Below are 24,491 nucleotides of genomic sequence, written 5' to 3' on the forward strand. Positions count from 1 at the left end.
CAATAAAACTTTAAATTCATAATTTGTATTAATTGCAGCTTCATCTATTTCAAATCCAACTCTACAAGTTCCAGGATTATCTTGATCATAATCATGCAATTCATTAGTATCTGTTTTATTATTTCCCCAAATCATTAACTTATAATCTACTTTAGGAGTGATATTAACTGTTAAAGACATTTCATGACCATTTTTAAACAATACTATACCGTTTCCATCAATCCTAGCATCTGTTTGAGAAACCATTTGCCATCTTATTTTTGCATGCTTGCTATTTGTTAAGACACTATCAATAACAATTAAGTCGTTATTACGATTTAAAATTATTTTTCTAATAGCTTTATTTAAGTTATTTGAGAAAAGAGAAGACAAATCTAATTTTGCACCTTTTTCTTCTGCTGTCTCGAATGTCTGAATTATTTGGGGAGCTCCATTTACATTTGGCTTGTCATCATTTATTATTAAAGTAGAATGTCCTCTATTCCCTAAACGAAATACATCCCAACGCTGCCCTGTTTGTGAATAATTCCACAAATCAACACCTTTGCTCTCTAGAGTTGAATATGATTGAAGCCCTAATTCATGAGCCCACCTAACCTGATTTTTCTCAAATAAAAATGATCCTGCATCCATATGTCCATGTGAAACATTTGCAGCACCGCCTACAATTCCCAAATAAACATCATCTTTACTATTCCATCCACCCCTATATATATAAATAGGTTTAACCCCTTCACTAATCCAATAATTACGTTTAGGACTAGACATATTATTTAGATCTATATTTTTTGAAAGAATCAACACATTTGGCAATAATCTATCTACATCATTTTTCAAATATTTGTCCAGATTCAGCAAATGAGAATATTCATGAAATAATAATGATTCATCTTTTAATTTGGAAGCAAACCAAAACATTGCAGACTCTAAATTAACCCCCGTTCCAGAATCTCCATAATTATAACAAAATCCTGTAGGAGTCATCATAAGTAACATAAAATAGGGTGAATGCATAAAATTAATATTATTACACATTCCATAGTCATTAGATAAAGCAGTTAGAAGCGCCTCTATCATAGTTACTTGGAAACCAGTTCCACCACCCCAATAAGTATATCCTTCAGGATAGGCTCCATCTGGTTCAAAGACTTTCATTCCATAATTATTAATAGATTCCAAACTTTTATTTATTGTTTCCTGGGCCATTTGCGGTTGATCCTCATAAATAGCCAAGGCACCTATTATTAATCCAGAATTACAAAATTGGTTCCAATTTGATTCTGAATTATAAAACCAACTATTCTTTGTATTTCTTGCTGGTAATATACCTTTTTCTATTATAGCGTTTCTAATTTTTTTTCTTATTTCATCTGGTAAATAATCATATAACCAATCATATCCGATTGCAACTCCAGTTATCATTTCCGCAATATCCAAAAAATGTTGAGGATTCCAATCTTTAAAATTACATACAGACAATAACTCTTTTTTTGCACGTTCGGCATATTTTTTATCTTCTGTCATCCTATACGTATATGACAAAAAATAAATACGTCTCAATGCTTCCCTAGAAACCGCTAAAAGCCTTTTACCTTCCAAAACTCTCTCTACAGGCTCTAAATCTAATATTTTATCTGATGAATTCAATATATATTGATGTACATTATTAAATTCTTCAGAATTATTTATTAATTGCTTTATATTTTTCTCTTCCCCTTCTTTTAACAATATTCTTGGATGTGAGACTATTTTAACTGTATCTATATCCTGTTTATCACCATTATTATTAAACGTATCATCATTACATGACATACTTAAAATTATAAAGAAAAAAAGAAAAAAATTAAAAACCTTCATATACATATTACTATAAAAAAACAATTAAAAAGTCCTATAATAAAACAAAGGCTACAAATAAATTATTTATAGCCTTTGTTTTATTATAAAATTTAATAAGCCCACCCTTCTCTTCTTGTAAGATTTGGATTCTTTTGAATTTCAGTCAAAGGAGCGGACCAAGGCCACATATAATCCTCATAATACCAACGTTCTTGAACGATATCACCCCACCAAGATTTACCTCCATTCTCATTCTTTCCTTGAAATTTTGATTCTTTTAACGTACCCCATCTTATTTCATCAAAGAAATTAATAGCCTCAACAGGAAATTCTACCCTTTTCTCATAACGTATCCTTTCAAGCATATCATCCTTACCATTAACTCCATTAGGTCCAGAACCTCCATTAGTCAAAGATGGCATATTAGCACGACTACGAACTTGATTTACCAAATTTATAGCGCCATCAATATCATTCAACTCTGTTAATGCCTCTGCCAATTGTAATAATACATCAGTATATCTAATTAAAGGCCAATCTGTTTCACAATGATCTCTGTCTACTATTGCTCCCTTTTCAAACTCATTATACTTTTTATACATATAAAAAGCAGATGTTCTCTTGTCAAGCCACAAATCACCTCCATCACCACCTTGAGAAATAGCAGGCCATCTTAGCTCTTTACCTTTCTGAACATTATTATTATTATAGTTAGGTCTATAACAATCTATTGGTTCATAAGGAGTTGCAATAGTCTGTTTCAAGCGTGGATCTCTATTATCATATGCTTTTTTAATACGCTCTTCATTACCATCATTCAAATAATACTTATCATATACATCCTGTCCAATTCTATTTATTACTGCTTTTTTCCATTTAGGATCCAAAGTTTCCAGCCCATTTCTACAGAAGAAAACCTCCCTCTGTTTTACTGTTAGTTTATTCCAATCTTCTAACCCTGGAACTTCCTCCCAATTAAATTTACTACCATCACTATTTTGATAATAGTCAACAAAATCAACAGAAGGTTTTATCTCAGTCCAACTATCATAATTATCACGAGCACCTACCATATGTACAATATTATCACAAAATCCAGTCTCAGCATCAAACTGAACGGTAAAGATCATTTCTGGATTTTTTTCATTTTTTTTCGTGAAAAGATCTATATACTTTCCTTGATATAAACTATAACCACAATCTTTCACTTTATTAAAGTCTTTAACTGCTTCGGAATACATTTTTTTCCACATATAAACCATTCCTCTTAAAGCATAAGCAGCACCTTTTGACGGATGACCATAATTTTCTTTTAATGTATTATCTGGGAAATTCTCATTTTCAATACAAAACTTCAGATCATCTAAGACATAGTTCCACACCTCTTCTGCTGAAGATTGTCCTTTTGTACACTCTGCATTAGATATAGGCTCTAAATAAACTGGAACTCCTTGATACAACATATTTAGACGATGATATGACCATGCTCTCAAAAAACGAGCCTCACAATAATATCTTTCAAGCGTATTCTTGTCTAAACCTGCTTTATGAAGATTTGCTATAGCATCATTACATGCATGAATTATGGTATAGCAGAACTGCCATTCCCTTTTAATTTGAAAATCATTAGCACCCTTAGTTGCATTAGTCAACAAAGTTGAAGGACTACTATTTGAATAATAAGCTGTTTGAAAGCTCAAAGATTCTATCCCTTGTCTATTTAAGCCAGATTCTTGACGCCCAAGCTGCGTATTGCCTAAATCCCTACAATAGAATTCATCCATCAAACCATTCATACCTCTTTGGGCTAAATCAGGTGAAGTCCACATCGTTCCACTAGAAATTTGATTATGAGGATTTAAGTCCAAATCTACACACGAACTAAACACACTACAATAAATTGTAGCCATTAATAAATATTTTTTCATATATAACCTCCTAGTTTAATTAAAATGACGCCTGCAGGCCAAAAGTAACTTGAGTCATCAAAGGATATTTAATATCAACACCAGCTTCAGGATCTTGTCCTGGATAATTTGTTATTGTAAGAATATTATCCATTGAAACGAACAAACGAAGTTTACTCAAAAGAATTTTATTTATATACCTTTTAGGTAATGAATAACCCAATTGAATATTTTTCAATTTTAAATAATCTCCACGATACTCATACCAGGTACTTGTAATTGTATTATCATAACCCGTACCAAAAGTATATCTTGGATATTTACCATTAATATTCGTTCTAGGATCATCTGGTTTATCTGGATCATAGAAATAATGATCATCGGCTACATGAAGTGCCAAAGCCTGACCATGTGAAGCTATAGATCTGTTCCATACATTATTCCAATTTAAATGAAAACCTAATGCAGCAACCCATAACATAGAAAAGTCTATACCTTTCCATTCAAATGAAGCATTCAGTCCAGCATTTACAGCAGGAATATTTGAATGACCAGTAAAAGCAAAATCATTTCCATCTCCATAATTACCATCACCGTTTATATCTTGGTAAATTAAATCTCCATACCATAGTTTATCTTTACCAACTGAATTCTTGCCATTAAATTTATAACCAGCATCCATCATTGCTTTAACCCATTCCATATCAGCTTCAGTTCTTATCATTCCATCCTTTGGACCAGCATTAGGATCAACAGTTCCTTCTCCTGAATATCCTGCACCTGTACCATTGTACGGAAATCTCATTGAAGTCTCTCCTAATTCATGGCCTTCACAAATAAGACCACCAAATCCCCCCTGTGTTACTTCACCTTTATTTGTAAAATATTGATCCTTATTACCATCTTTATCATATGTCCAATATTCCTCTAATTTTCCCTTAAATTTCATTACCTTATTTTTATTGAAACCCCAATTAGTTGTAACAGAGAAAGAAAAATCTTCACCAATTTTATCATTATATGTTAAACTAAACTCAATTCCTCTATTTCTTATCTCTGCTAAATTCTGAGTAGATGCTCCAATAGTACCCATAGTTAAATATAAAGAAGGCTTATACAAAATACCATCAGTATATTTATTATAAACATCTAATGATCCAGATAATTTATTTCCCCATAATCCAAAATCTATACCTAAATTTGTAGTAGTTGTTCTTTCCCATTGAAGCAATGAATTCGACAACGTTGTTTGTGCTATACCTTTAACTGGATTACCTCCAATTACAACATTCACAGGAGAATAAAGAGCCTGCCAATCATAATTTCCAGAAGCATTATTACCCATTTGTCCCCACGAAGCACGAATCTTTAAATTGGACAAATTACTAAACTTTTTCATAAATTTCTCTTCAGAAATTCTCCAACCAGCAGATAATGATGGGAAATAACCATATCTGCTTTCTTTTGCAAACCTAGAAGAACCATCTATTCTCAAATTTGCCTCAAATAAATAACGGTCCTTAAATACATAATTAGCACGACCAAAATAAGAACGTAAAGCCCACTCACCAAAACCGCTTCCAGAATTTATCAACAACTCATAAGTTGACAATTCATTAAGAGTCCAATCTGTTGCTCCTTGTTTCTGCACATTAAAATTACTTGACTCATAATGAGTTGTTGTATATCCAAACAAAATTCCTAAATCATGATCTGAATTATTAAAATCAGTATTATATCTAGCCAACAGTTCAGTATTTACTGTTAATGATTTATTAGTAGAATTTGTAATTTTAGCATTTTCCAAAGAAGTAGTAGAATGAGCCTCATTTGTATTATAGTTCCAATCACCATTAGGACGACCATAACTAGATTTATAACCAAAACCAGCTACCATATTTGCTTTAGCTTCAATTGACAATCCCTTAAATGGAGTTATAGCGCCATAAAATGTTCCATTTATATTATAATTCTTATCATAACCATCAGAACCATACATAGAACGCATAATATTATTGGCACCAATAGACTCTTCAGCTTCATTAGCTATCATCCCCCATTTATCAGGTTCTCCAACAAATATTCCAGGAGTTGTAATATATAAATATTTAAAAGCATTGTCAATATTAGCCATTCCTTTATCCTTATATTGTCCAAAAATACGTGTTCCCACTTTTAGCCAATTGAAAGGATCAGCCTCAACATTTGCGCGAAAATTCATTTTTTTAATTCCTGAATTAACACCATAAGCAGAAATCACTCCTCTATTATCTAAATATCCAGCAGACACTAAATATCTTACTTTTTTACTTCCTCCAGAAATAGACAAATTATGCTCTTGTGAGAATCCAGTAGAAAATAATTCATCAAACCAATTGGTGTTAGGGTACACCATATAATTCGGTAATCCATTATCCGCTAATCCATAAGGATTTTGCGCTGCTTCAGCCCATTTTTCTATATTATAATCAGAAAATATTCTATTTGTTCCTATATTATCACAAGCCTCATTTACAAGTGACATATATCTTGAATAATCATTTACAGTTTCAATATTAGTATATGCCTTCTGAACTATACCTGAAAAGCTATAATTTACCGTAGTTTTTTCCTCTGAACCATTTTTTGTTGTTACAAGTATTACACCATTAGCTGCACGAGATCCATAAATAGCTGTTGATCCTGCATCTTTTAATACAGAAATAGAAGCTATATCATTAGGATTTAAAGAGCCTAAATCACATTCCATACCATCAACAATAACCAAAGGAGCGTTGGAATTCAATGACGTATTACCGCGTACACGAATAGTAGCATTATCATCACCCGGTCGTCCTGATCCTTGAGTAACCTGAAGGCCAGCAGACATACCTGCTAGTGATGTACCAACATTAATAATAGGTCGCTTATCTACTTGTGAGGCATAATCTATAGACGATACTGCACCAGTAAGATTTACTTTCTTTTGTACACCGTATCCAACTACAACAACTTCCTCAAGTAATTCTGAATCTTCTTTCATTTTAACAGATAAAAGCTTACCAGAAGTAGCCTTAATGGTTTGTGTCTGGTAACCAACATACGAAATTTCAAGTTCCCCATTACGTGATACATTCAAAGAGAAATTTCCATCAAAATCACTTACCGTACCATTGGTAGTTCCTTTCTCTAATATAGTTGCTCCAATAATTGGTTCTCCGTTATTATCGGTTATTTTTCCAATTACTTTATTATCCTCACTTTTTACCTGTTTAACCACCGGCTGTGCTTTCCTTAAAACAATCTTTTTACCCTGAATTTCATAGTCAAGACCTTGTTGTCCCTTTAATATCTGTTTTATTACTTCCTCAATTGATGCATCACTGACTGATACCGATACACGCTTACTGGTATTTACATCTTTCGATGAAAATACAAATGAATATCCTGTGTCTTTCTTTACGCGCTCCATTGCCTCTTTCACTGTTACATTATTGATTTTCAGTGAAATATCTTGAGAATATGCAGATAAATTTAGGCAAAGCGCTGCCGAGGCTACTAACATAGCCTTACTGAAATATCTCATAATTAAATGGTTTTTGATTTAAACTTCTATAATTTATTTCTGAAAATAATATAGAATTGCTAGATTTGCAATCTATAATTGATGGTGTCTTTCATAAGGTATCTGATTTTATTGAGGAGGATGTGGCCGCATTCTCCTTTATTTTTTACAGACACCCAAATTTGTTAACTGGTAGATGTCGTCATAGGCTATAATATTTTTAGGTTATACATAAAGTTAATAATTCTCCAAATATCAATATACTACATACCTATTGTTTTCGTATTTATATTTCATTCTGTTAGTTGATGATATTGTTTCCAATATTTTCTCAATTGAATTGCCTACAATCCTGAAACTACCATAAAAACGTTGGTTTTTCAACGAATCGGCAACTTCTATTTTTACATTAAAACTTCTGGATAATTGTTTGGCTATATCTTCCAATAACAGTTCATCAAAATACAACTCATCTTTTGTCCATAAATTGGAATTGGATGTATTTATCTTGGTTTTTACCATACGGCCTGTTTCTTTAGAAAGAATTACTTTCTCATTAGGCGACATATATACATCTGCAGAAGCAACCAACTCATTTCTCAACTTCACCTTTCCTTCAAGAAGGTTTACTACGACTTCTTCATCATCTTCATAATTTCTGAAATTAAATTTAGTACCCAAAACTGTCAAATCCAATTCTTTTGTACTTATTTCAAATGGTACTTCTTCATTCCTCTTAACCTCAAAATAACCTTCTCCTTCAAGAGTCAGATCTCTATTATCAACACCAAACCCCTGTGAGTAGGTAATTTTTGAACCGGCGTTAAGCCAAACCAATGTACCGTCAGGAAGATAAAGTTTGGTACGTGCCCCCATTGGCGCTTCTACCACTATATCAGAAAATCCGCTCTTGACAGTTTCCATACCACCCCAATAACCGGCAAGTGGAAGTAATATAATAAGTATTGCTGCTGCCACACGATAGAAGATCTTCAAGCTGCGCGATTTTGTAAAACGTTGCTTCTGTTCTTCTGCTATAGTAGCTTTTTCAATGCGGTTCTTAAATCTTTCGAAAGCTTTTTCCTTATCGAAAGAAGTCATACTGCCTGCCACTCCTGATGAAAACCATATTTCTATCTTGTTTCTTACATAAAGACTGTTCTCTGACGACTCCTTACTCCAGGCAACAAGAGTCTTCAAAGACTGAGTATCTATATTTCCTGTAAGATACATAGATATCAGATTATCTATTTCTTCTTTATGTATTTCTTTTCTTTCCATATATTTTATTGGTGGCTTTATAGGTTAGACAAAATAATAGATTTATAGGGTAGTGGAAAAATGAACTTTTTTTCATTTTTCTATAAAAATATATATCAGAATGAGTTTCAGATATTCCGCAAGATGAGTATTAAGATATGCTAATGCGTTCTTAATGTGATATTTAACCGTATTGACAGAGATATTCAATTCTTTAGCGATTTCTTCATATTTTTTTTGTTCAAAACGGCTTTTCTTGAAAACTTTACGACATTCATCGGGCAATGAATTGATACAATGCATCAACTCTTCTTCCAATTCCTGTTCTATCAGGGTTCCCAAAGGATGATTTTCATCGGCAAAAAGTGTATCGAGAAATTCCAAATTATCATCAGAGAGATAGGTGGAAAAGCTGTGTTCTGTACGGTGTGACAATGAATTCAGTTCGTTAAGACAACGGTTGCGTACAGATCTCATCAAATATGCGCGGATAGTATGTGTGATTTCAATATCCGCACGGTGTTCCCAAAGATAGAAAATGGCATCATCCACTATCTCTTCGGCCAAAGAAGTATCATTTAATATCTGATTTGCAAAGCGACATAGGAGTGTATAATAGCTGTCAAATATATGTTTGAACGCCTTTTCATCTCCTTGTCTAAGTCTTTCCAAAATCAGTTCTTCCATAATATTAAAAATTTTTAATCAGACAAATGTACAAAAAATGTTTTACCATTAACCATCAAAAGAAAAAAATATAAAAAAATTAGGATGTGCACAAATAGCACATCCTAATTTTAAAATCAATATATATCTATATGTTTTTTGAATTAATTATAACTGTCTACCAAAGAAATAACCTTTAACTGATCCTTGAATACAGACAGAGACAAATCTGTCTTAACATTAACAGTTACTTCTTTTCCTGGTAGCAAGTCAAAATAGTTATCTTCGAAGAAATTGTCTATTCCGGACAGTGACATGAATACTCCACGGGCAAAGACATCTGATTTCAAAGTAACATCATATCCGCCTTCTGCCTTCTTTGCATTCCAAGAAATATTAGCTTTCTCATAATTCATATCTTTCTGTTCGGCTGCATAAGCTACATTGGTATAAGTTTTATCTTTAGTCTTGAATTCTGTATAAATTATCACATCGTTCTTTGACTTGCCTCCCAATACATCATTTATTGCAGATTCAAACACAAGTTCCGAACCGTTTACAGGAGTTTTCAATGACATTGACTTATCATAAACCACATTGCCTTTCATATCCATCACCTTGAGAGAGAATTTTCCGCTTACTGCTTTCAGATAATCAGATACAAGATGAACTGTAAGTTTTTCATTCAAAACAACTGGAGAAACAAGTATCATATCGTAAGCTTTCTTTGCAAAATAATGCTGAGCTTTCCAGCGTCCATAATAGTCACGGCTTGCCCATGAAGCTACAGGCCAACAGTCATTGTGCTGCCAGAACAAAGAACCCATGCAGTAAGGCATATCCCTACGGTGTGCTTCCATTGCTGTCTTTATGGCATCGCCCTGAAGAATCATACCTACATACAGGAAGTGTTCAAAATCCTTTGGTTCATTATAGCTCTTGAGCATATATTCCTTTATACGGTTGTTGGCAAATGAACCACCGCGCTGATGCGACATCATTACTTCCGAATTAATATCATGGTCTCGCTTTTCAGGAGCATAAAGCTTCACTGATTCATATTCAGGGAACGACTGGAATCCGTATTCAGAGAAGAAACGGCTGCGCTCTGTATTATATTGTGATATAGGATGATTTCCATGCCATACTCCCCAGTAATGAGAATCACCGTTCACTCCGTCCGATTTTCCTTCAGGATAAGCCATTGGCGATGAGCCTCTGTATCCTGTTCCGCTTCCATACTCTTCTACAACTTCAGGAAGAAGCTTAAAATAAAGTTTGTAGAAATCGTTCCATAACCTGTCGGCATATCCATTGCCCATAGCCTCGTATTTACGCTTCCAACCCCATCCGAACCATGCATCCAGATTTTCATTGTTACCGCACCACAGGGCAATACATGGATGATTTCTCAAACGACGAACGTTATCTATAGCCTCCTGACGTACATTTTCCATAAAAGCGTCATCACCAGGATATAGCGAGCAGGCAAACATAAAGTCCTGCCAAACCAGAATACCGTGTTCGTCGCATAAATCATAGAAGATATCATTTTCATAGATACCTCCTCCCCAAATACGAAGCATGTTCATATTAGCATTCTTGGCATCCAATATTGTACGTTCGTACTTTTCATCAGTCACTCTTGGAAGGAAGTTATCACTAGGAATATAATTAGCACCTTTCATAAAGACCGGCTTTCCATTTAGCTCAAAGTATAGAGTTGTTCCGGCCTCATCTTTATCTTCCACCACTCTCAATGATCTGATACCTATTCTATCATCAACCGAATCCTTAGTTCCGTCACTCATTGCCACTGTAGTGGTAAAATCATACAAGTACGGATCACCCAATCCGTTTGTCCACCAAAGTTTTGGATTCTTTATGGTGTAATCCAAAGTGACCTTATTCATACCCTTTACAAGGTCAACCTTTTTCTGGGATACCACCTTCCCGTCGGCTTTTACAGATACAACAGCTCCGGAAGCATCATCATCGGAAATAATTTCTACTACTGAAGAGAGTCTGGCAGAACCTGAATTTACTTTATTCTGTATAAGCTGTACGTTTTCTATCCTTACATCATTCCATGCTTCAAGATAAATAGGTCTCCATATACCAGAAGTAACCAATCGTGGCCCCCAGTCCCAACCGTAATGATAGCCTGCCTTACGGGCAAAGATACCGATTTTTCTGTCCAGCAGGCCTCCGTTTTCAGACTGGTCATTTCCGGACTCCAACTGATAAGGAAGAGCTTCCCATTTTGGCATATCTATTTTTATAGGTGAATGGAAATAGACTCTTAATTTATTGTCGCCTTTCTTCAGTATTCCTTTTACATCGACGCTCCATTCCCTGAACATATTGTCGGCTTTAAGAATCAATGAGTCGTTTAGATATACATCGGCGTATGTGTCAAGGCCTTTAAACACAAGACACTGATTTGATGAGTTCAAGACCTTATCTTCTCCGATAATAACAGTTTCGTATATCCAGTCTTCCTTATCCACCCATTGGACAGCCCTTTCATTCAATCTGAAAAAAGGATCGTCTATTATTGCATTGTCCATCAAATCGGTATGAACAACTCCTGGCACAGTGGCATCGTACCAGTTATTCAGTCTTGCCTGTCTGAATTTCCAGCCTTCATTAATATTCTGTCGATAAACATCGGCATACAGATTATTACCTGAAACGACAGCCTGAAGTATTAAAGCTGCAACTAGATTATTTTTTAGAAATCCCATAGTATTATATTTTAATGAATGAAAAATTTAAAATTATAACAAGAGTTTACCCTCCCCTCTCCCTATACTTCTGAGGAGACATCCCTACCTGCTTCTTGAAGAATGTTCCGAAACTGGAAGGATTAGGGAAATTAAACTCATCGGATATTTCCTGCACTGTTTTGTTCGTACTGTCAAGCATTGCCATCGATTTACGGATTATAGCTTTGAATACCAATTCCTGAACTGTATATCCACAGACGGCTTTCGAAAGTCCGGAAAGATACTTCGGAGAAAGAAACAGTTTGTCGGCATAGAACTCAACTCCGCGTTCTGACATGAAATAACGGTCGATAAGTTGGATGAGACGGAGAAATATTTCCGTACGTCTTGCTCCTACAGAATTTCCGGAAAGGAATCTCTTCTGAAATACGGAACAAAGACGATATGTAAGAGACAATAAAAGAAGGCGCTTTTCGTAAACAGGGAAAAAGTCATCCTGTTCCGGCTGTTCTGTTCCGATGAGTGATATATATCCTGCCACATCATCTTCATCGCCGGTATTCCATACACAATGTGTTTCCGGCGACATCTGCGAGTAGAGGTGCACGGAATAAACCATATTCCCGAGAACATCACGTATTGGCGACACCTTATATATAATGATACTTATTTCCAGATTTTCAGACTGACCGGTTATTCGAAAAAAAGAACCTTCATGGATGAAAACGGTCTCACCTGTTTGTGCCGCATAACATTTACCGGAAAGATTGAAATCAAACTTACCGGTATGGCATACAATCAGACCTATACCGAAATTGACGAATCCCTTTTTCATACTTTCCGGAAAATCAAAAACCGGTCCGCCCGATGAACATACATCAGACTGACCGGATATTTTTTCTTCCAGCTTTATTAATCTTTCAGAACTGTTTATCATAAGCCTTTTATTAGTTGACAAGGTATCAGTTACGAGTTGACAAGGTTTCCTTTCATATATAAAAACCTTTGTATTAACTTGTCAACTGAAGCCTTGTATCTAAACAACGGCTAAGTTAGTAAAATTACCGGACTTAGCGGAAAAAATTCACGCTAAGCCGATAATTTCCTCTTGCGATATGGATAAACAAGAACGAAAAGCATAGAAATCATACATCCATAGAATGTCCAGCCGGACATTTCCTTCACAGCCGAGAGTGTAGCCTGAACCTGTACCTTACCCTTTGTTGATATGGCAGCCATGTTCTCTGCTTCGGTTTCACTCTTACCCTGATAGAGCATTCCTCGCACTGTCTGGTCGTAAGAAGCTGCATTCTGTGCTTCTACCCTATCTACGTCATGTGCGAAACGTGTGATGTAATGTTGCTGGCGATGCTGAAGCACGTTGGTATAAAGTGAAGTACCAATACATGGTCCAAGAATCATACGTACAGAAAGCATTATGCAAATCCAAGTGGACATATATTTGTATGGCATACGCTGATTGGCATGTACAGCGGCAAGAGAATATAACAGCATCATCCCTGTGGAACGGATTATCACCGGATATTTCATCCTCTCATATAGTCCTGCTGTCTGTACTTCGAAATACATGAACAGTGCCGACATTCCTATCAGAAGAAATCCCATACCGAAAAGGTATTTCAGTTTCACTCCTTTTGAACCCAATACTATGGCTATCACCGCTCCAATAAAATATCCCAATATGCTCCAGTTGCCTAGAGCAGCGTTCTGCCAGTTGTCAATCTTCATGCCTACTCCGGTGAAGACATTGACAAACATGGAACTGGTGTTGAATATCATCAGCAGAAGAAAAAGTACTATACCCATATTGATAGTACGCAAACGGAACACTTCCATCATGAAATACGGCGAACGTCCGGAAGATTCCATATAGAAGAAGGCTGCACCGAACACCACGGCAAGCACAGTGGAACGGACTATTGTAGGATCGGAATACCAGTCGAGAGTCTTGCCGTAAACCAATACATAGACTATACACGTCATCATAGCGCTGAACACTGCTACACTTCCGAACTTGCGGAAATTGATAGGGAAGCGTCGGCTGTTATAGCTATGATAAGGCATTGTCACCATTATAATAAGTATGGCTGCAAGCGTCATCCCCATCATGTAGTAATACACGTCCTGCCACTGATATTCGTATGCCAGCCATGCTGTGAGCGATGTTCCTATCTGTCCGAGTATCATGAAGAAGAGGTAGATAATAGGCATACTCTTGCTTTTCTCTGCGTCAAGGGCATCCCAGCCTTCTTCCGTGGTCGGTTCCATTCCGGGAGTGATATTTCTTGTAGCCTCCATTCCGAAGGCATATTTTATCAGAGTAAAGAGGTTCACCATCATGAGCACCATACGGAGGAAGCCCATAATAAGGCTACACAATGCGAGAAGGAAGATACTGTCGGTGACAGCACACACATAACTGAGGATGTACAAAAGCGAGAAACCCACCACGCACATCATCTTCTCACGGCGGATACATACCAGCTGATAGAAGAATGGAGCGAAGGCTGCCATACCTATTGAAGTGACGAACCCTACGAACTGGATATGTTCCGACTGGATTCCCAGTCCGCTTGTCATCTCACCACTATTGGCTGTATATACTCCGCCCACAGTCAGTATCGGGATGAAAAGCAGTATCAGCAGGATGATACCTACAGGTTTGGGAACCCAATTATAGAATGGATAATTTCTTTGCATATATATAGTTTTTAGGAGACGAGTTGACAAGTTGACGAGTTGACAAGGTTTAGCTTTACTGACCGTCGGTTCCGTCCGGATGGAGAACCTTCTAACAACTTGTAACTAAAGCCTTGTTAACTAAAATCATAATTTTGCTTTCACAATAACCATCATTCCGGCAGCAAGACGTTCATTGTCTTCCTTGCTCAGCCCTTCGAAATCTATTCTTACAGGAACACGCTGACGTATCTTCACAAAGTTTCCGGCTGAATTGTCGGTTGGAACGAGTGAGTATTTTGAACCTGTGGCACCGGATATGGCTGTAATCTTTCCTTTGAATTCCTTGTCGCTGATAGCATCTACCGTAAGTGTAACCTCCTGACCTATATGAAGGTTTTCCACCTGTGTTTCCTTATAGTTGGCTATCACCCATTTCTGTGTATCAGGCAATATATAGGTTATGGTCTGTCCGGCAGAGATGAACTGTCCTTCCTCTATTGCGCGGCGTCCCAACTGTCCGTCGCATGGTGCGGTAACTACTGTGTATGAAAGATTCAATCGTGCCATTTCGAGTGCAGCCTGTGCGCGCTGTATGGCAGCTTCCATGTTCTGACGACGGGTTGATACTTCGTTCACTCCAGACATTGCTGCTTCCTGCTGACGTTTCAAAGCCACGAGTTTTTTCTTAGTTGCCTCATATTCTGTCTCTATCTGCTCGAGCTGGATAGGTGTGGCAGCATTTCTCTGAAGAAGGTTTTCGTAACGTTTGCGATCTTTGTCCAGTTTAGCCAGACGGATTTCCACTTCGGAGATTGAAGCCTCATAAACCGAAGCGGAAGCCTTTGTGGTCTGGAGTGTCTGACCTATAACTGATGCTCCTGCCATGGCATCTTTCAGTGCAGCCTCCGCTTCCATCACACGGATACGGTATTCACGGTCGTCGAGAACCATCAGTGTGTCGCCTTTCTTCACTGTCTGATGTTCTGTGAAATACACCTTCTTTATATATCCCGAAGCACGGAGGTTTACCGGCGAGATGTATTGTTCTATCTGTGCGTCATTACTTGTTTCGTTCAACTTGTAGCTGAAGAACATTACTCCAATCTGATAAAGCCCTATCAGGAGGATTATAATTCCGAATGTACTTGCCAGCATCTGACGACGGCGTTGTTTTCTTAGTTTTGCAGCTTGTTGCTCAAGTGTGTTTTTCTTTATATCAAGTTCTTTTGTTTCCATATCGTTTTTTATTTGAAGTTATTTATATAGGTGACAAGTTAACGAGTTGACAAGTTAACAAGGAGAGAACCTTCTAACAACTTGTAACTGAAACCTTGTTTACTATTATTTTAATAATGTCTCAAGTTTTCCTGTAAGTTTCAGCATCGTAAGATTATTCACGCGGTAGTTGTAATGTGCTGTCACATAGTTGTTCTGTGCCTCACTCATACGCATTTCGTCCTGAAGTACTTCTGTCATTGACGCCACTCCTTCACGATAGCGGTCGGAAGTCACTTCGTAAACATCCTCTGCCAACAGATAGTTGTCTTTCTGCTTGGTGAAATTACGGCGGCTGTTCATAAGATCATTAGTGGCGTTCAAATACTGTGTTCTGAAACTTTTCAGAGCATTGTCATACGACAGTTTCGCATTTTCAATGTCAAGTTTCGCCTTTCTTATCTTCGAACGTTTGTCAAGTCCGTCGAATATCGGCACTCTCAATGTCAGGCCTATACCTGATGAGTTATACCATTTGCTTGACGGTCCGTCATGAAACCAGTTCTTCGCCTTATCGGTGAATGCAGAATACATGAAACTTCCGGTAAGCGACAACGAAGGAATATATCCCTGCGAAATCATCTTTTTCTGTTTCTCAGCCAGCGTACTTTGTTTCTTCAGCAATTCCAGTTCCGGCTGACCTTCGTACAGACCGCTCATTTTTACAGGAATGATGCTTTCAGTATCCACCGGAGTTAGTGTGATGTCTGTTTCCGCAGGATAGTCTATCACATATTTCAGCATGTTGATTTGTTGTGTGAGCATTGCCACGGCATTATCATACTGCACCTGAAGGTTTTCGAGATTGATATTTACACGCTTCACATCCACTTCCATTGCCATACCATTGTCGAAGAAAGCTGTGGTAATATCCCTCAGTTCTTCCAGACGGGTGATGTTTTCTTTCACTATGGAAATCTGCTCGGCTGTACTCTGTCCCAGATAATACATCTTTGTGATTTGCATTATCAGATCCTCGCGTGCCTTGTCGTAAGACAGGGTGTTTATTTCGTCCATCATCTTGGTAACCGACATGGCTGTATAGATGGTCTGGTTGTAGAGAGGCATCTGAAGTTGCAGTCCTGCCGATGCGTTATACTGCAACGTCTTTGTCACGTTGTAAGGATTACCGTATGCCGAGCCGTTGGTAACTGAAACGGGAGGGTTAAAATTGTCGTTGAATGATGCCACAGCATTGATTTGTGGTAGAAGCTTGGAACGGTTCTCCGAAATGCTGTGCTTTCCTTTGATAATTTCGTTGCGCTTGGACTGCAGTGTGAGGTTATTCTCAATACCTATCTGCAGACATTCTTCCAGCGTCAACACCTGCTGCGCTCCAAGAGGAAAAAGCGAACAGGCAAAAGCAAAATTGAGTAATAGTCTTTTCATATCGTTTTTCTTGTTTATCCGGCGCAAAGTTAGGATGTTACGCTCAGATAATCGCTACGATATTTTCGCTTTGACTGTTCATATTTTCCCTTTAAAACGGAACTGTCAGATGGGAATTTAATATCCACTAAAAATCAATTCAATCAAGCCTCAAAAAAAACGTGCGCACATTCGATTCAAAACGGACGCACGTTCGACCCGAAATGGACGCACGTTTTACCTGAAACTTGCGCACGTTTTTTTAATGGTCAAAAATGGTTATAATTTAGCTTTTTTCAATCGCAAACTGTTAGTAACAACACTTACACTGCTCATCGCCATGGCAGCACTGGCTATCATCGGATTTAGAAGAAAACCGTTTATAGGATATAGGACACCTGCCGCTACAGGGACACCTATTAAATTATATATAAACGCCCAGAACAGGTTCTGGCGGATAGTATGCACAGTATGACGCGAAAGGCTTATAGTGTCTGCAATCTTCTCCAGATTAGATGAAATGATAGTCACCTTTGCAACATCCATGGCGATATCGCTACCTTTACCCATGGCAATACTCAAATCAGCCTCAGCAAGGGCGGCACTGTCGTTTATACCGTCGCCTGCCATTGCCACTACCCTGCCCTGAGAACGGAGAGTTTTGATAAACTCAGCCTTTTGCTGTGGAGTGACTTCCGACTTATAGTCGTCCACTCCCGACAATCCTGCCATATAACGTGCAGGAGCATCGGCATCTCCGGTAAGCATTACTACTTTTATACCCATACTCTTCAGTCTGGATATTGCCTCAGCGGACGATTCTTTCATCTTGTCAGTTATGGCACACAAGCACAATACTTTCTCATTATCGGCAAACCATATCACTGTCTTACCCTGCGCGGCAAGTGTTGATGCTTTTTCTTCCATATCAGAAGGAATAACAATTCCGCAGGATGAAATCAAACGTCTGTTTCCTGCAATATATGTTTTCCCGTCGCTAATACCTTTTACTCCCTGACCTGTTATGCTTTCAAAACCTGTAATTTCAGCCGGCTCTGTTCCTATACTTTGAACAACAGCCATAGCCAACGGGTGTTCTGAGTGTTTCTCCAGTCCGCACAATATACTTTTGGCATCATCTGTCCCGTTTACCCACATCCAGTCTGTAACCACCGGTTTGCCTTCGGTGATAGTTCCTGTTTTGTCAAGGACTACAGTATCAACATTGCGGGCTATCTCCAGACTGTCGGCATCCTTAATCAGTATTCCCATCTCGGCTCCCTTTCCTATACCCACCATAATGGCCGTTGGTGTGGCAAGTCCCAAAGCACACGGACAGGCTACAACCAGCACTGTAACAGCAGCTAGAAAACCATGGGTAAGTCCACTTTCGGAATCCAGAGATACCCAAAGAACGAATGAGAGTAAAGCTATTGATATAATAATAGGGACGAATATTCCTGCCACTTTATCTACAAGTTTCTGGACGGGCGCCTTGCTTCCCTGAGCATCCTGAACCATTTTGATAATTTGAGCCAGAACAGTCTCACTACCGACTTTCTCAGCCAAAAATCTGAAACTTCCCTTCTGGTTGATAGTTCCGGCATAAACCTTTGAGCCTTTCTCTTTCAGTACGGCAACAGGTTCTCCGTTCAACATACTTTCGTCAACGTATGACGAACCGAAAACTACAGTACCATCTACTGCTATACGCTCACCTGGCTTCACCACTACAGTATCACCAACCATAAGCATGTCAATATCTGTCTCCATCTCCGTACCGTTCCGCATCACTGTCACCTTTTTAGGCTGAAGTCCCATAAGTTTCTTTATCGCTTCGGCTGTATTTCCCTTTGCCCTATCCTCCAATGTACGTCCCAATAGGATAAAGGCTACTATCATAGATGCCGCTTCGAAATATACATGAGGGGTTATTCCATGACGTAGAAGATAGTCCGGAAAGAACATATTGAACAGACTGAAAAGGAAGGATATACCGGTGCTCAATGCTACGAGTGTATCCATATTTGCGCCACCTTTCGTGAGAAGTTTGAAGGCATTGACGAAAAATCCATTTCCCAGTCCGAAGACAACCACGGCAGAAAGTACTGCCATTATATGTGAGGCATATGGCATATCGTGAAAGAACATTGCTATCACTGATACAGGAATAGCAAGGAGTATGGCCAGAAGAGTCTTTATCTTCAATATCTTGTAATGACTCTTGCGTGCTTCTTCAGCTTCTTTCTGCACCTCTTTCTTTTCTTCAATAATAAGGTCGAAGCCTATTTTACGGACAGCTTCCTTCAATTGTTCCGGAGTACATTCGTCAGGATTGTACTCCACAGTAGCCATTGCAGCCGCAAGATTAACAGATGCGCTTATTATTCCGGGTTGCTTGTTCAATGTCTTGTCAACACGGGCCGAACATCCTGCACAACTCATTCCAACTACAGGAAAACTCTTTTTTACGGTTTTCATTGTTTCTATCATTTTTTATACGGATGCAAAGGTATTGATTTTTAAAGACATTATCAGAACGACAGACAGAGTCATGAAATGAATAGTATTTTTTAACTATTAGCATGACCTATTATCAACGGAATTGCTTAATTTTGAAAATACGAACTTTAAAACTATAGACATTATGAATACTAATCCAGTTTTCAGTCTGAACATTCCTACAAAACTGATGTTCGGATGTGGCGAAATAAAGAATCTCGCCACTGAGCAACTTCCAGGAAAGAAAGCCATGATTGTTATCTCAGCAGGTTCATCAATGCGCAAATACGGTTATTTGGACAAGGTTATAGAACTGCTTAAAGAAAACGATGTGGATTCAATAGTATATGACAAGATACTTCCTAACCCTATAAAAGACCATGTGATGGAAGGGGCAGCCATTTGCCGCGAAATGAAATGTGACATGCTTATCGGACTTGGAGGCGGCAGTTCCATCGATTCTGCCAAAGCCATAGCAGTAATGGCATGCAACGATGGCGATTATTGGGATTACATCCAGAGCGGTTCGGGTAAAGGACGTCCTGTAAAAGGTGCATTGCCTGTCATTGCCATACCTACAACAGCAGGTACAGGTACAGAGGTTGACCCGTGGACTGTAATAACAAATACAGAAAAAACAGAGAAAATAGGTTTCGGATGTCAATACACTTTCCCTAAACTGTCAATAGTGGATCCTGAAATGATGCTTTCTGTTCCACCACAGCTGACTGCTTATCAGGGATTCGACGCTTTCTTCCATGCTTCGGAAGGATTTATTGCAAACTGCGCTACACCTATCAGCGACCTTTATGCACTGGAAGCCGTGAGACTTCTCTATAAATATCTGCCTGTTGCAGTAAAAGACGGACGCAATCTTAAGGCAAGAGCCAAAGTGGCTTGGGGTAGCACTCTAGCCGGACTGGTGGAAGCTACATCAAGATGTGTATCGCAACATGCATTGGAACATGCCATGAGTGCAAAATATCCTGAACTTCCACACGGTGCAGGACTTATCGCACTGAGTGATGCTTATTTCGAGACATTCAAGAATGACTGCATGAAACGCTATATGAAAATGGCGGAAGTAATGACTCAGAAAAAGAGTAACAGACCGAGCGACTTCCTAGAAGCACTTGCTCTGATGAAAAAAGAATGCGGAATGGACAACCTGAAGCTTAGCGACTGTGGCATGAAACCGGAAGATCTGCCTGACATGGTTACCAACGCAAGAGACATAGCCGGAGGATTCTACCGCTTCGATGTCCGCCCACTTACAGACGAGGAAGTTCTGGAAATATATAAGAAATCGTACAAATAAAAAAAACTTTCACAATATCTCCAATACCGATTATGGGATTGGAGATATTTTCATTATTGAGGAAAAGATATATCATAACATAAAACAATGGACTCACTAAAAATCAACAAAGTACAGATCAGAAATCTACAAATCGAAGATTATGACCAGCTGGCACAATCGTTCACACGTGTTTACTCAGACGGAAGCGACGTTTTCTGGACACACAAACAAATAGAAAAACTTATAAAGATTTTCCCGGAAGGACAGATAGTAACAGTGGTAGATGAAAAGATTGTGGGTTGCGCCCTGTCAATAATAGTAAACTATGACGACGTAAAAAACGACCACACTTACGCTCAGGTGACAGGTAAGGAGACATTCAACACTCACAATCCGAAAGGAAACATCCTTTACGGTATAGAGGTGTTCATTCATCCGCAATACAGAGGACTGCGACTGGCACGACGTATGTACGAATATCGCAAGGAATTGTGCGAGGAACTGAACCTGAAAGCCATCATGTTTGGCGGTAGAATACCGAACTATCACAAATATGCCGACAAGATGCGTCCTAAGGAATACATAGACAAGGTAAGACAAAAAGAAATCTATGACCCTGTACTGACATTCCAGTTATCAAACGATTTCCACGTACGCAAGGTTATGCGTAACTATCTTCCAAACGATGAGGAATCAAGACACTATGCATGTCTGCTGCAATGGGACAATATCTATTATCAGCCGCCTACACAGGAATATATCAGTCCAAAGACTTCAGTGCGTGTAGGACTGGTGCAATGGCAGATGCGTTCATACAATACACTTGACGATTTGTTCGAACAAGTAGAATTCTTTGTTGACGCTGTATCCGACTACAAGAGTGACTTCATTCTTTTCCCTGAATACTTCAACGCCCCATTGATGGCACATTTCAACAATGAGGCCGAATCGGAAGCAATACGTGGTCTTGCCGCCTATACCGACGAAATACGCGAACGCTTTACAAAACTGGCTATCAGCTATAATATCAATATCATCACAGGAAGTATGCCTCAGATAAAAGAGGACGGACGACTGTATAATGTAGGTTTTCTGTGCCGACGTGACGGTACGACAGAAATGTACGAAAAAATCCACGTCACTCCGGATGAGACAAAGAGCTGGGGACTTACCGGAGGACGTTCCATCAAGACATTTGAAACCGACTGTGCGAAAATCGGTGTACTGATATGTTACGATGTGGAATTCCCTGAACTATCGCGTATTATGGCAGATCAGGGTATGCAGATTCTATTCGTTCCTTTCATGACCGACACACAGAACGCATATAGCCGAGTTAAAGTATGCGCTCATGCCAGAGCAATAGAAAACGAATGTTTCGTCGTAATAGCGGGAAGTGTAGGTAACCTGCCACGTGTACATAACATGGACATACAGTATGCACAATCAGGAGTATTCACTCCTTGCGACTTCACATTCCCTACCGACGGCAAACGTGCCGAGGCTACTCCGAACACAGAAATGATTCTCGTATCTGATGTAGATCTTGACCTATTGAATGAGCTACACACCTACGGTAGTGTAAGAAACCTGAAAGACAGACGAAATGATTTGTATGAGGTGAAGGTTAAGAAATGAAATTTTAAAAAGCCAATCAACCTTTTTTAAAGGACTGATTGGCTTATTTCATGTAACAGATTCACATATCATTGACAAGGGATAATTCCAAGTATTCTACAATATCCAATAAGTTTCTTTTGTTATTTAAACCTTATGTCAAATTAATTAAGGTTCATACTTTTTCATTCTTATTTTTGTAAGATTTCGTCTTTCTTCAATACTTAGTCCATCATACTTCTTTACCATTTCATTGAGTTGTATATGAAGTTTTGAAATTATATCTTTATATTCTGAATCATTATAAGAATTTACCAACTCTTTCGGATCCTTCAATAAATCATAGAACTCCCATACATCAATATCATAATAAAAATGTATTAGTTTATATCGTTCTGTCCTGATACCATAATGAGGCTGAACTCTGTGCCATTTAGGATACTCAAAATACTGATAATACATTGCCTTACGCCAGTTTTTAGCGCTATTCTCATGATCTAGCAACAAACCTTTAAAACTCTCTCCCTGCATATCTTCAGGAACTCTAAGCCCTGCAAAATCAAGCAGAGTCGGAGCCATATCTATATTTAGGGTTATCTCGTCAATCTTTGTACCAGCTTTAATTTTAGCAGGATATGAAATCAGACATGGCATTTGAAGTGAAGTTTCGTACATCCATCTTTTATCATACAATCCATTTTCACCCAAATAAAAACCTTGATCACCCATATAAATTATGATCGTATTATCCAATAGATTATTCTCCCTCAAATAAGATATAACATTTCCCACTTGATCATCAACAGACTTAATGCATCGGAAATAGTCCTTTATGTATCTTTGGAATTTCCATTTTTTCAGTTCAGTTTCACTCATATTCGGATCAGGTGTCCAGTATTGATTTTCACCACTTCCTCCATACCATAGCCACTCATCTTCAGCTTCTTCAGTAAGCCCCTCAGGTACCTTCATTTTCAAATCGCCACGTGAAAGATGTTCAGAAATCTTGGCCATACTTTTACCCATGGTCTGTTCTCGAGTAGAATAGTCATCATCAAATGTATCTGGATATGGAAATTCCACTTCATCATACAAATTCAGATAACAAGAATCCGGTTCCCATGACCTGTGCGGGGCCTTAAAATTAAGCATCATGCAAAAAGGCTTAGACTTGTCCCTCTGTTTATCTAGCCAATGTAAAGCAGCATTAGCTGTAAGTGTTGTACAATATCCTTCAACTATTTCTTTCTTGCCATTTATATTATATATTGGATTCCAATAAAGTCCCTGCTGCCCCTTATTATCATGAATCATGAAATAATCAAACCCCTGAGGTGTGGAATACAAATGCCATTTACCAAACAAAGAAGTAGTATAACCATTTTCTTTCAGAATTTTTTGTACCTGTTGCTGGTCACCATCGAATACCATGCCACCTTCATTCTGATAAAAACCATTTTCTGTACTGTACTTTCCTGTCAATATACATGCCCTACTTGGACCTGAAATAGAGTTAGTGCACATCATATTATTAAATATGGCACCATTCTGAGCTATATAATCAATATTCGGAGTCGGAACAATATCTGCATTTATTCCTCCGTATGCACTTATCGCAGTCCTGGCATGATCGTCAGAAAGAATAAACAAAATATTGGGTTTTTCCTGTTCTTTATTGTCAGCTTCCGAACAAGATGACATCAATGGAATAAGTCCCAGCAAAATCAAATTATCGTTTATTTTCATAAGTAAGTAATTCTAACTATTTATATATTCAGTAC

Annotated in this window: 14 protein-coding genes; 2 read left to right on the plus strand and 12 right to left on the minus strand. The window is 38.0% G+C overall.

Translation table 11 applies throughout. The features are described from left to right. From H6A61_RS09305 to H6A61_RS09355, 11 genes are all read right to left on the minus strand, one after another. Nucleotides 1–1,857: heparinase II/III domain-containing protein (locus H6A61_RS09305; protein WP_204393088.1), on the minus strand; the 1,857-nt coding region annotated here is incomplete at its 3' end. 92 nt (nucleotides 1,858–1,949) lie between these two features. Continuing rightward, entirely contained in the window at nucleotides 1,950–3,767 is a 1,818-nt protein-coding gene (locus tag H6A61_RS09310; RefSeq protein ID WP_204393090.1) for a RagB/SusD family nutrient uptake outer membrane protein, read from the minus strand. 19 nt (nucleotides 3,768–3,786) lie between these two features. Continuing rightward, a complete protein-coding gene (locus H6A61_RS09315) occupies nucleotides 3,787–7,311 on the minus strand; it encodes a TonB-dependent receptor (protein WP_204393092.1) in 3,525 nt (1,174 codons plus the stop codon). Nucleotides 7,312–7,545: 234 nt separating this feature from the next. Further along, nucleotides 7,546–8,571 carry a FecR family protein gene (locus H6A61_RS09320; RefSeq protein WP_204393094.1) on the minus strand — a complete coding sequence of 342 codons (1,026 nt, stop codon included), beginning with the start codon at nucleotides 8,569–8,571 and terminating at the stop codon, nucleotides 7,546–7,548. A 72-nt stretch (nucleotides 8,572–8,643) separates the two neighbouring features. Beyond that, nucleotides 8,644–9,237 carry an RNA polymerase sigma-70 factor gene (locus tag H6A61_RS09325; RefSeq protein ID WP_204393096.1) on the minus strand — a complete coding sequence of 198 codons (594 nt, stop codon included), beginning with the start codon at nucleotides 9,235–9,237 and terminating at the stop codon, nucleotides 8,644–8,646. A gap of 143 nt (nucleotides 9,238–9,380) precedes the next feature. Beyond that, on the minus strand, nucleotides 9,381–11,963 hold the full coding sequence (locus H6A61_RS09330) for a beta-mannosidase (RefSeq protein WP_204393098.1): 2,583 nt from the start codon (nucleotides 11,961–11,963) through the stop codon (nucleotides 9,381–9,383). A gap of 46 nt (nucleotides 11,964–12,009) precedes the next feature. Beyond that, nucleotides 12,010–12,882: a helix-turn-helix domain-containing protein gene (locus tag H6A61_RS09335; RefSeq protein WP_204393100.1), complete on the minus strand. Its 873-nt coding sequence runs from the start codon at nucleotides 12,880–12,882 to the stop codon at nucleotides 12,010–12,012. Nucleotides 12,883–13,034: 152 nt separating this feature from the next. Then, the gene (locus tag H6A61_RS09340) at nucleotides 13,035–14,666 is read right to left on the minus strand and encodes an MFS transporter (RefSeq protein WP_204393102.1); all 1,632 of its coding nucleotides are present in this window, start codon (nucleotides 14,664–14,666) and stop codon (nucleotides 13,035–13,037) included. 126 nt (nucleotides 14,667–14,792) lie between these two features. Further along, entirely contained in the window at nucleotides 14,793–15,884 is a 1,092-nt protein-coding gene (locus H6A61_RS09345; protein WP_154043326.1) for an HlyD family secretion protein, read from the minus strand. Between the two features lie 105 nt (nucleotides 15,885–15,989). Continuing rightward, nucleotides 15,990–17,312: a TolC family protein gene (locus tag H6A61_RS09350; RefSeq protein ID WP_204393104.1), complete on the minus strand. Its 1,323-nt coding sequence runs from the start codon at nucleotides 17,310–17,312 to the stop codon at nucleotides 15,990–15,992. A gap of 258 nt (nucleotides 17,313–17,570) precedes the next feature. Then, nucleotides 17,571–19,772 carry a heavy metal translocating P-type ATPase gene (locus H6A61_RS09355; RefSeq protein WP_204393106.1) on the minus strand — a complete coding sequence of 734 codons (2,202 nt, stop codon included), beginning with the start codon at nucleotides 19,770–19,772 and terminating at the stop codon, nucleotides 17,571–17,573. Nucleotides 19,773–19,938: 166 nt separating this feature from the next. Here H6A61_RS09355 and H6A61_RS09360 point away from each other — a divergent pair, with 166 nt between their 5' ends. Then, entirely contained in the window at nucleotides 19,939–21,111 is a 1,173-nt protein-coding gene (locus H6A61_RS09360; protein ID WP_204393108.1) for an iron-containing alcohol dehydrogenase, read from the plus strand. Between the two features lie 87 nt (nucleotides 21,112–21,198). Further along, nucleotides 21,199–22,731 carry a carbon-nitrogen hydrolase family protein gene (locus tag H6A61_RS09365; RefSeq protein ID WP_204393110.1) on the plus strand — a complete coding sequence of 511 codons (1,533 nt, stop codon included), beginning with the start codon at nucleotides 21,199–21,201 and terminating at the stop codon, nucleotides 22,729–22,731. A 147-nt stretch (nucleotides 22,732–22,878) separates the two neighbouring features. Here the strand turns inward: H6A61_RS09365 and H6A61_RS09370 are convergent, their stop codons facing one another. Then, a complete protein-coding gene (locus H6A61_RS09370) occupies nucleotides 22,879–24,456 on the minus strand; it encodes a sulfatase family protein (RefSeq protein ID WP_204393112.1) in 1,578 nt (525 codons plus the stop codon). Nucleotides 24,457–24,491 lie beyond the last annotated feature (35 nt).

Source organism: Bacteroides caecigallinarum, from assembly GCF_016901995.1.
GTDB classification, from domain to species: domain Bacteria; phylum Bacteroidota; class Bacteroidia; order Bacteroidales; family Bacteroidaceae; genus Phocaeicola; species Phocaeicola cellulolyticus.

Bases quoted from the DNA above. Each gene is read 5' to 3' on its own strand.
- H6A61_RS09340 (WP_204393102.1), bottom strand. From the start codon at position 14,666: ATGCAAAGAAATTATCCATTCTATAATTGGGTTCCCAAACCTGTAGGT.
- H6A61_RS09365 (WP_204393110.1), top strand. From the start codon at position 21,199: ATGGACTCACTAAAAATCAACAAAGTACAGATCAGAAATCTACAAATC.
- H6A61_RS09370 (WP_204393112.1), bottom strand. From the start codon at position 24,456: ATGAAAATAAACGATAATTTGATTTTGCTGGGACTTATTCCATTGATG.
- H6A61_RS09360 (WP_204393108.1), top strand. From the start codon at position 19,939: ATGAATACTAATCCAGTTTTCAGTCTGAACATTCCTACAAAACTGATG.
- H6A61_RS09355 (WP_204393106.1), bottom strand. From the start codon at position 19,772: ATGAAAACCGTAAAAAAGAGTTTTCCTGTAGTTGGAATGAGTTGTGCA.
- H6A61_RS09315 (WP_204393092.1), bottom strand. From the start codon at position 7,311: ATGAGATATTTCAGTAAGGCTATGTTAGTAGCCTCGGCAGCGCTTTGC.
- H6A61_RS09310 (WP_204393090.1), bottom strand. From the start codon at position 3,767: ATGAAAAAATATTTATTAATGGCTACAATTTATTGTAGTGTGTTTAGT.
- H6A61_RS09335 (WP_204393100.1), bottom strand. From the start codon at position 12,882: ATGATAAACAGTTCTGAAAGATTAATAAAGCTGGAAGAAAAAATATCC.
- H6A61_RS09345 (WP_154043326.1), bottom strand. From the start codon at position 15,884: ATGGAAACAAAAGAACTTGATATAAAGAAAAACACACTTGAGCAACAA.
- H6A61_RS09350 (WP_204393104.1), bottom strand. From the start codon at position 17,312: ATGAAAAGACTATTACTCAATTTTGCTTTTGCCTGTTCGCTTTTTCCT.
- H6A61_RS09330 (WP_204393098.1), bottom strand. From the start codon at position 11,963: ATGGGATTTCTAAAAAATAATCTAGTTGCAGCTTTAATACTTCAGGCT.
- H6A61_RS09320 (WP_204393094.1), bottom strand. From the start codon at position 8,571: ATGGAAAGAAAAGAAATACATAAAGAAGAAATAGATAATCTGATATCT.
- H6A61_RS09325 (WP_204393096.1), bottom strand. From the start codon at position 9,237: ATGGAAGAACTGATTTTGGAAAGACTTAGACAAGGAGATGAAAAGGCG.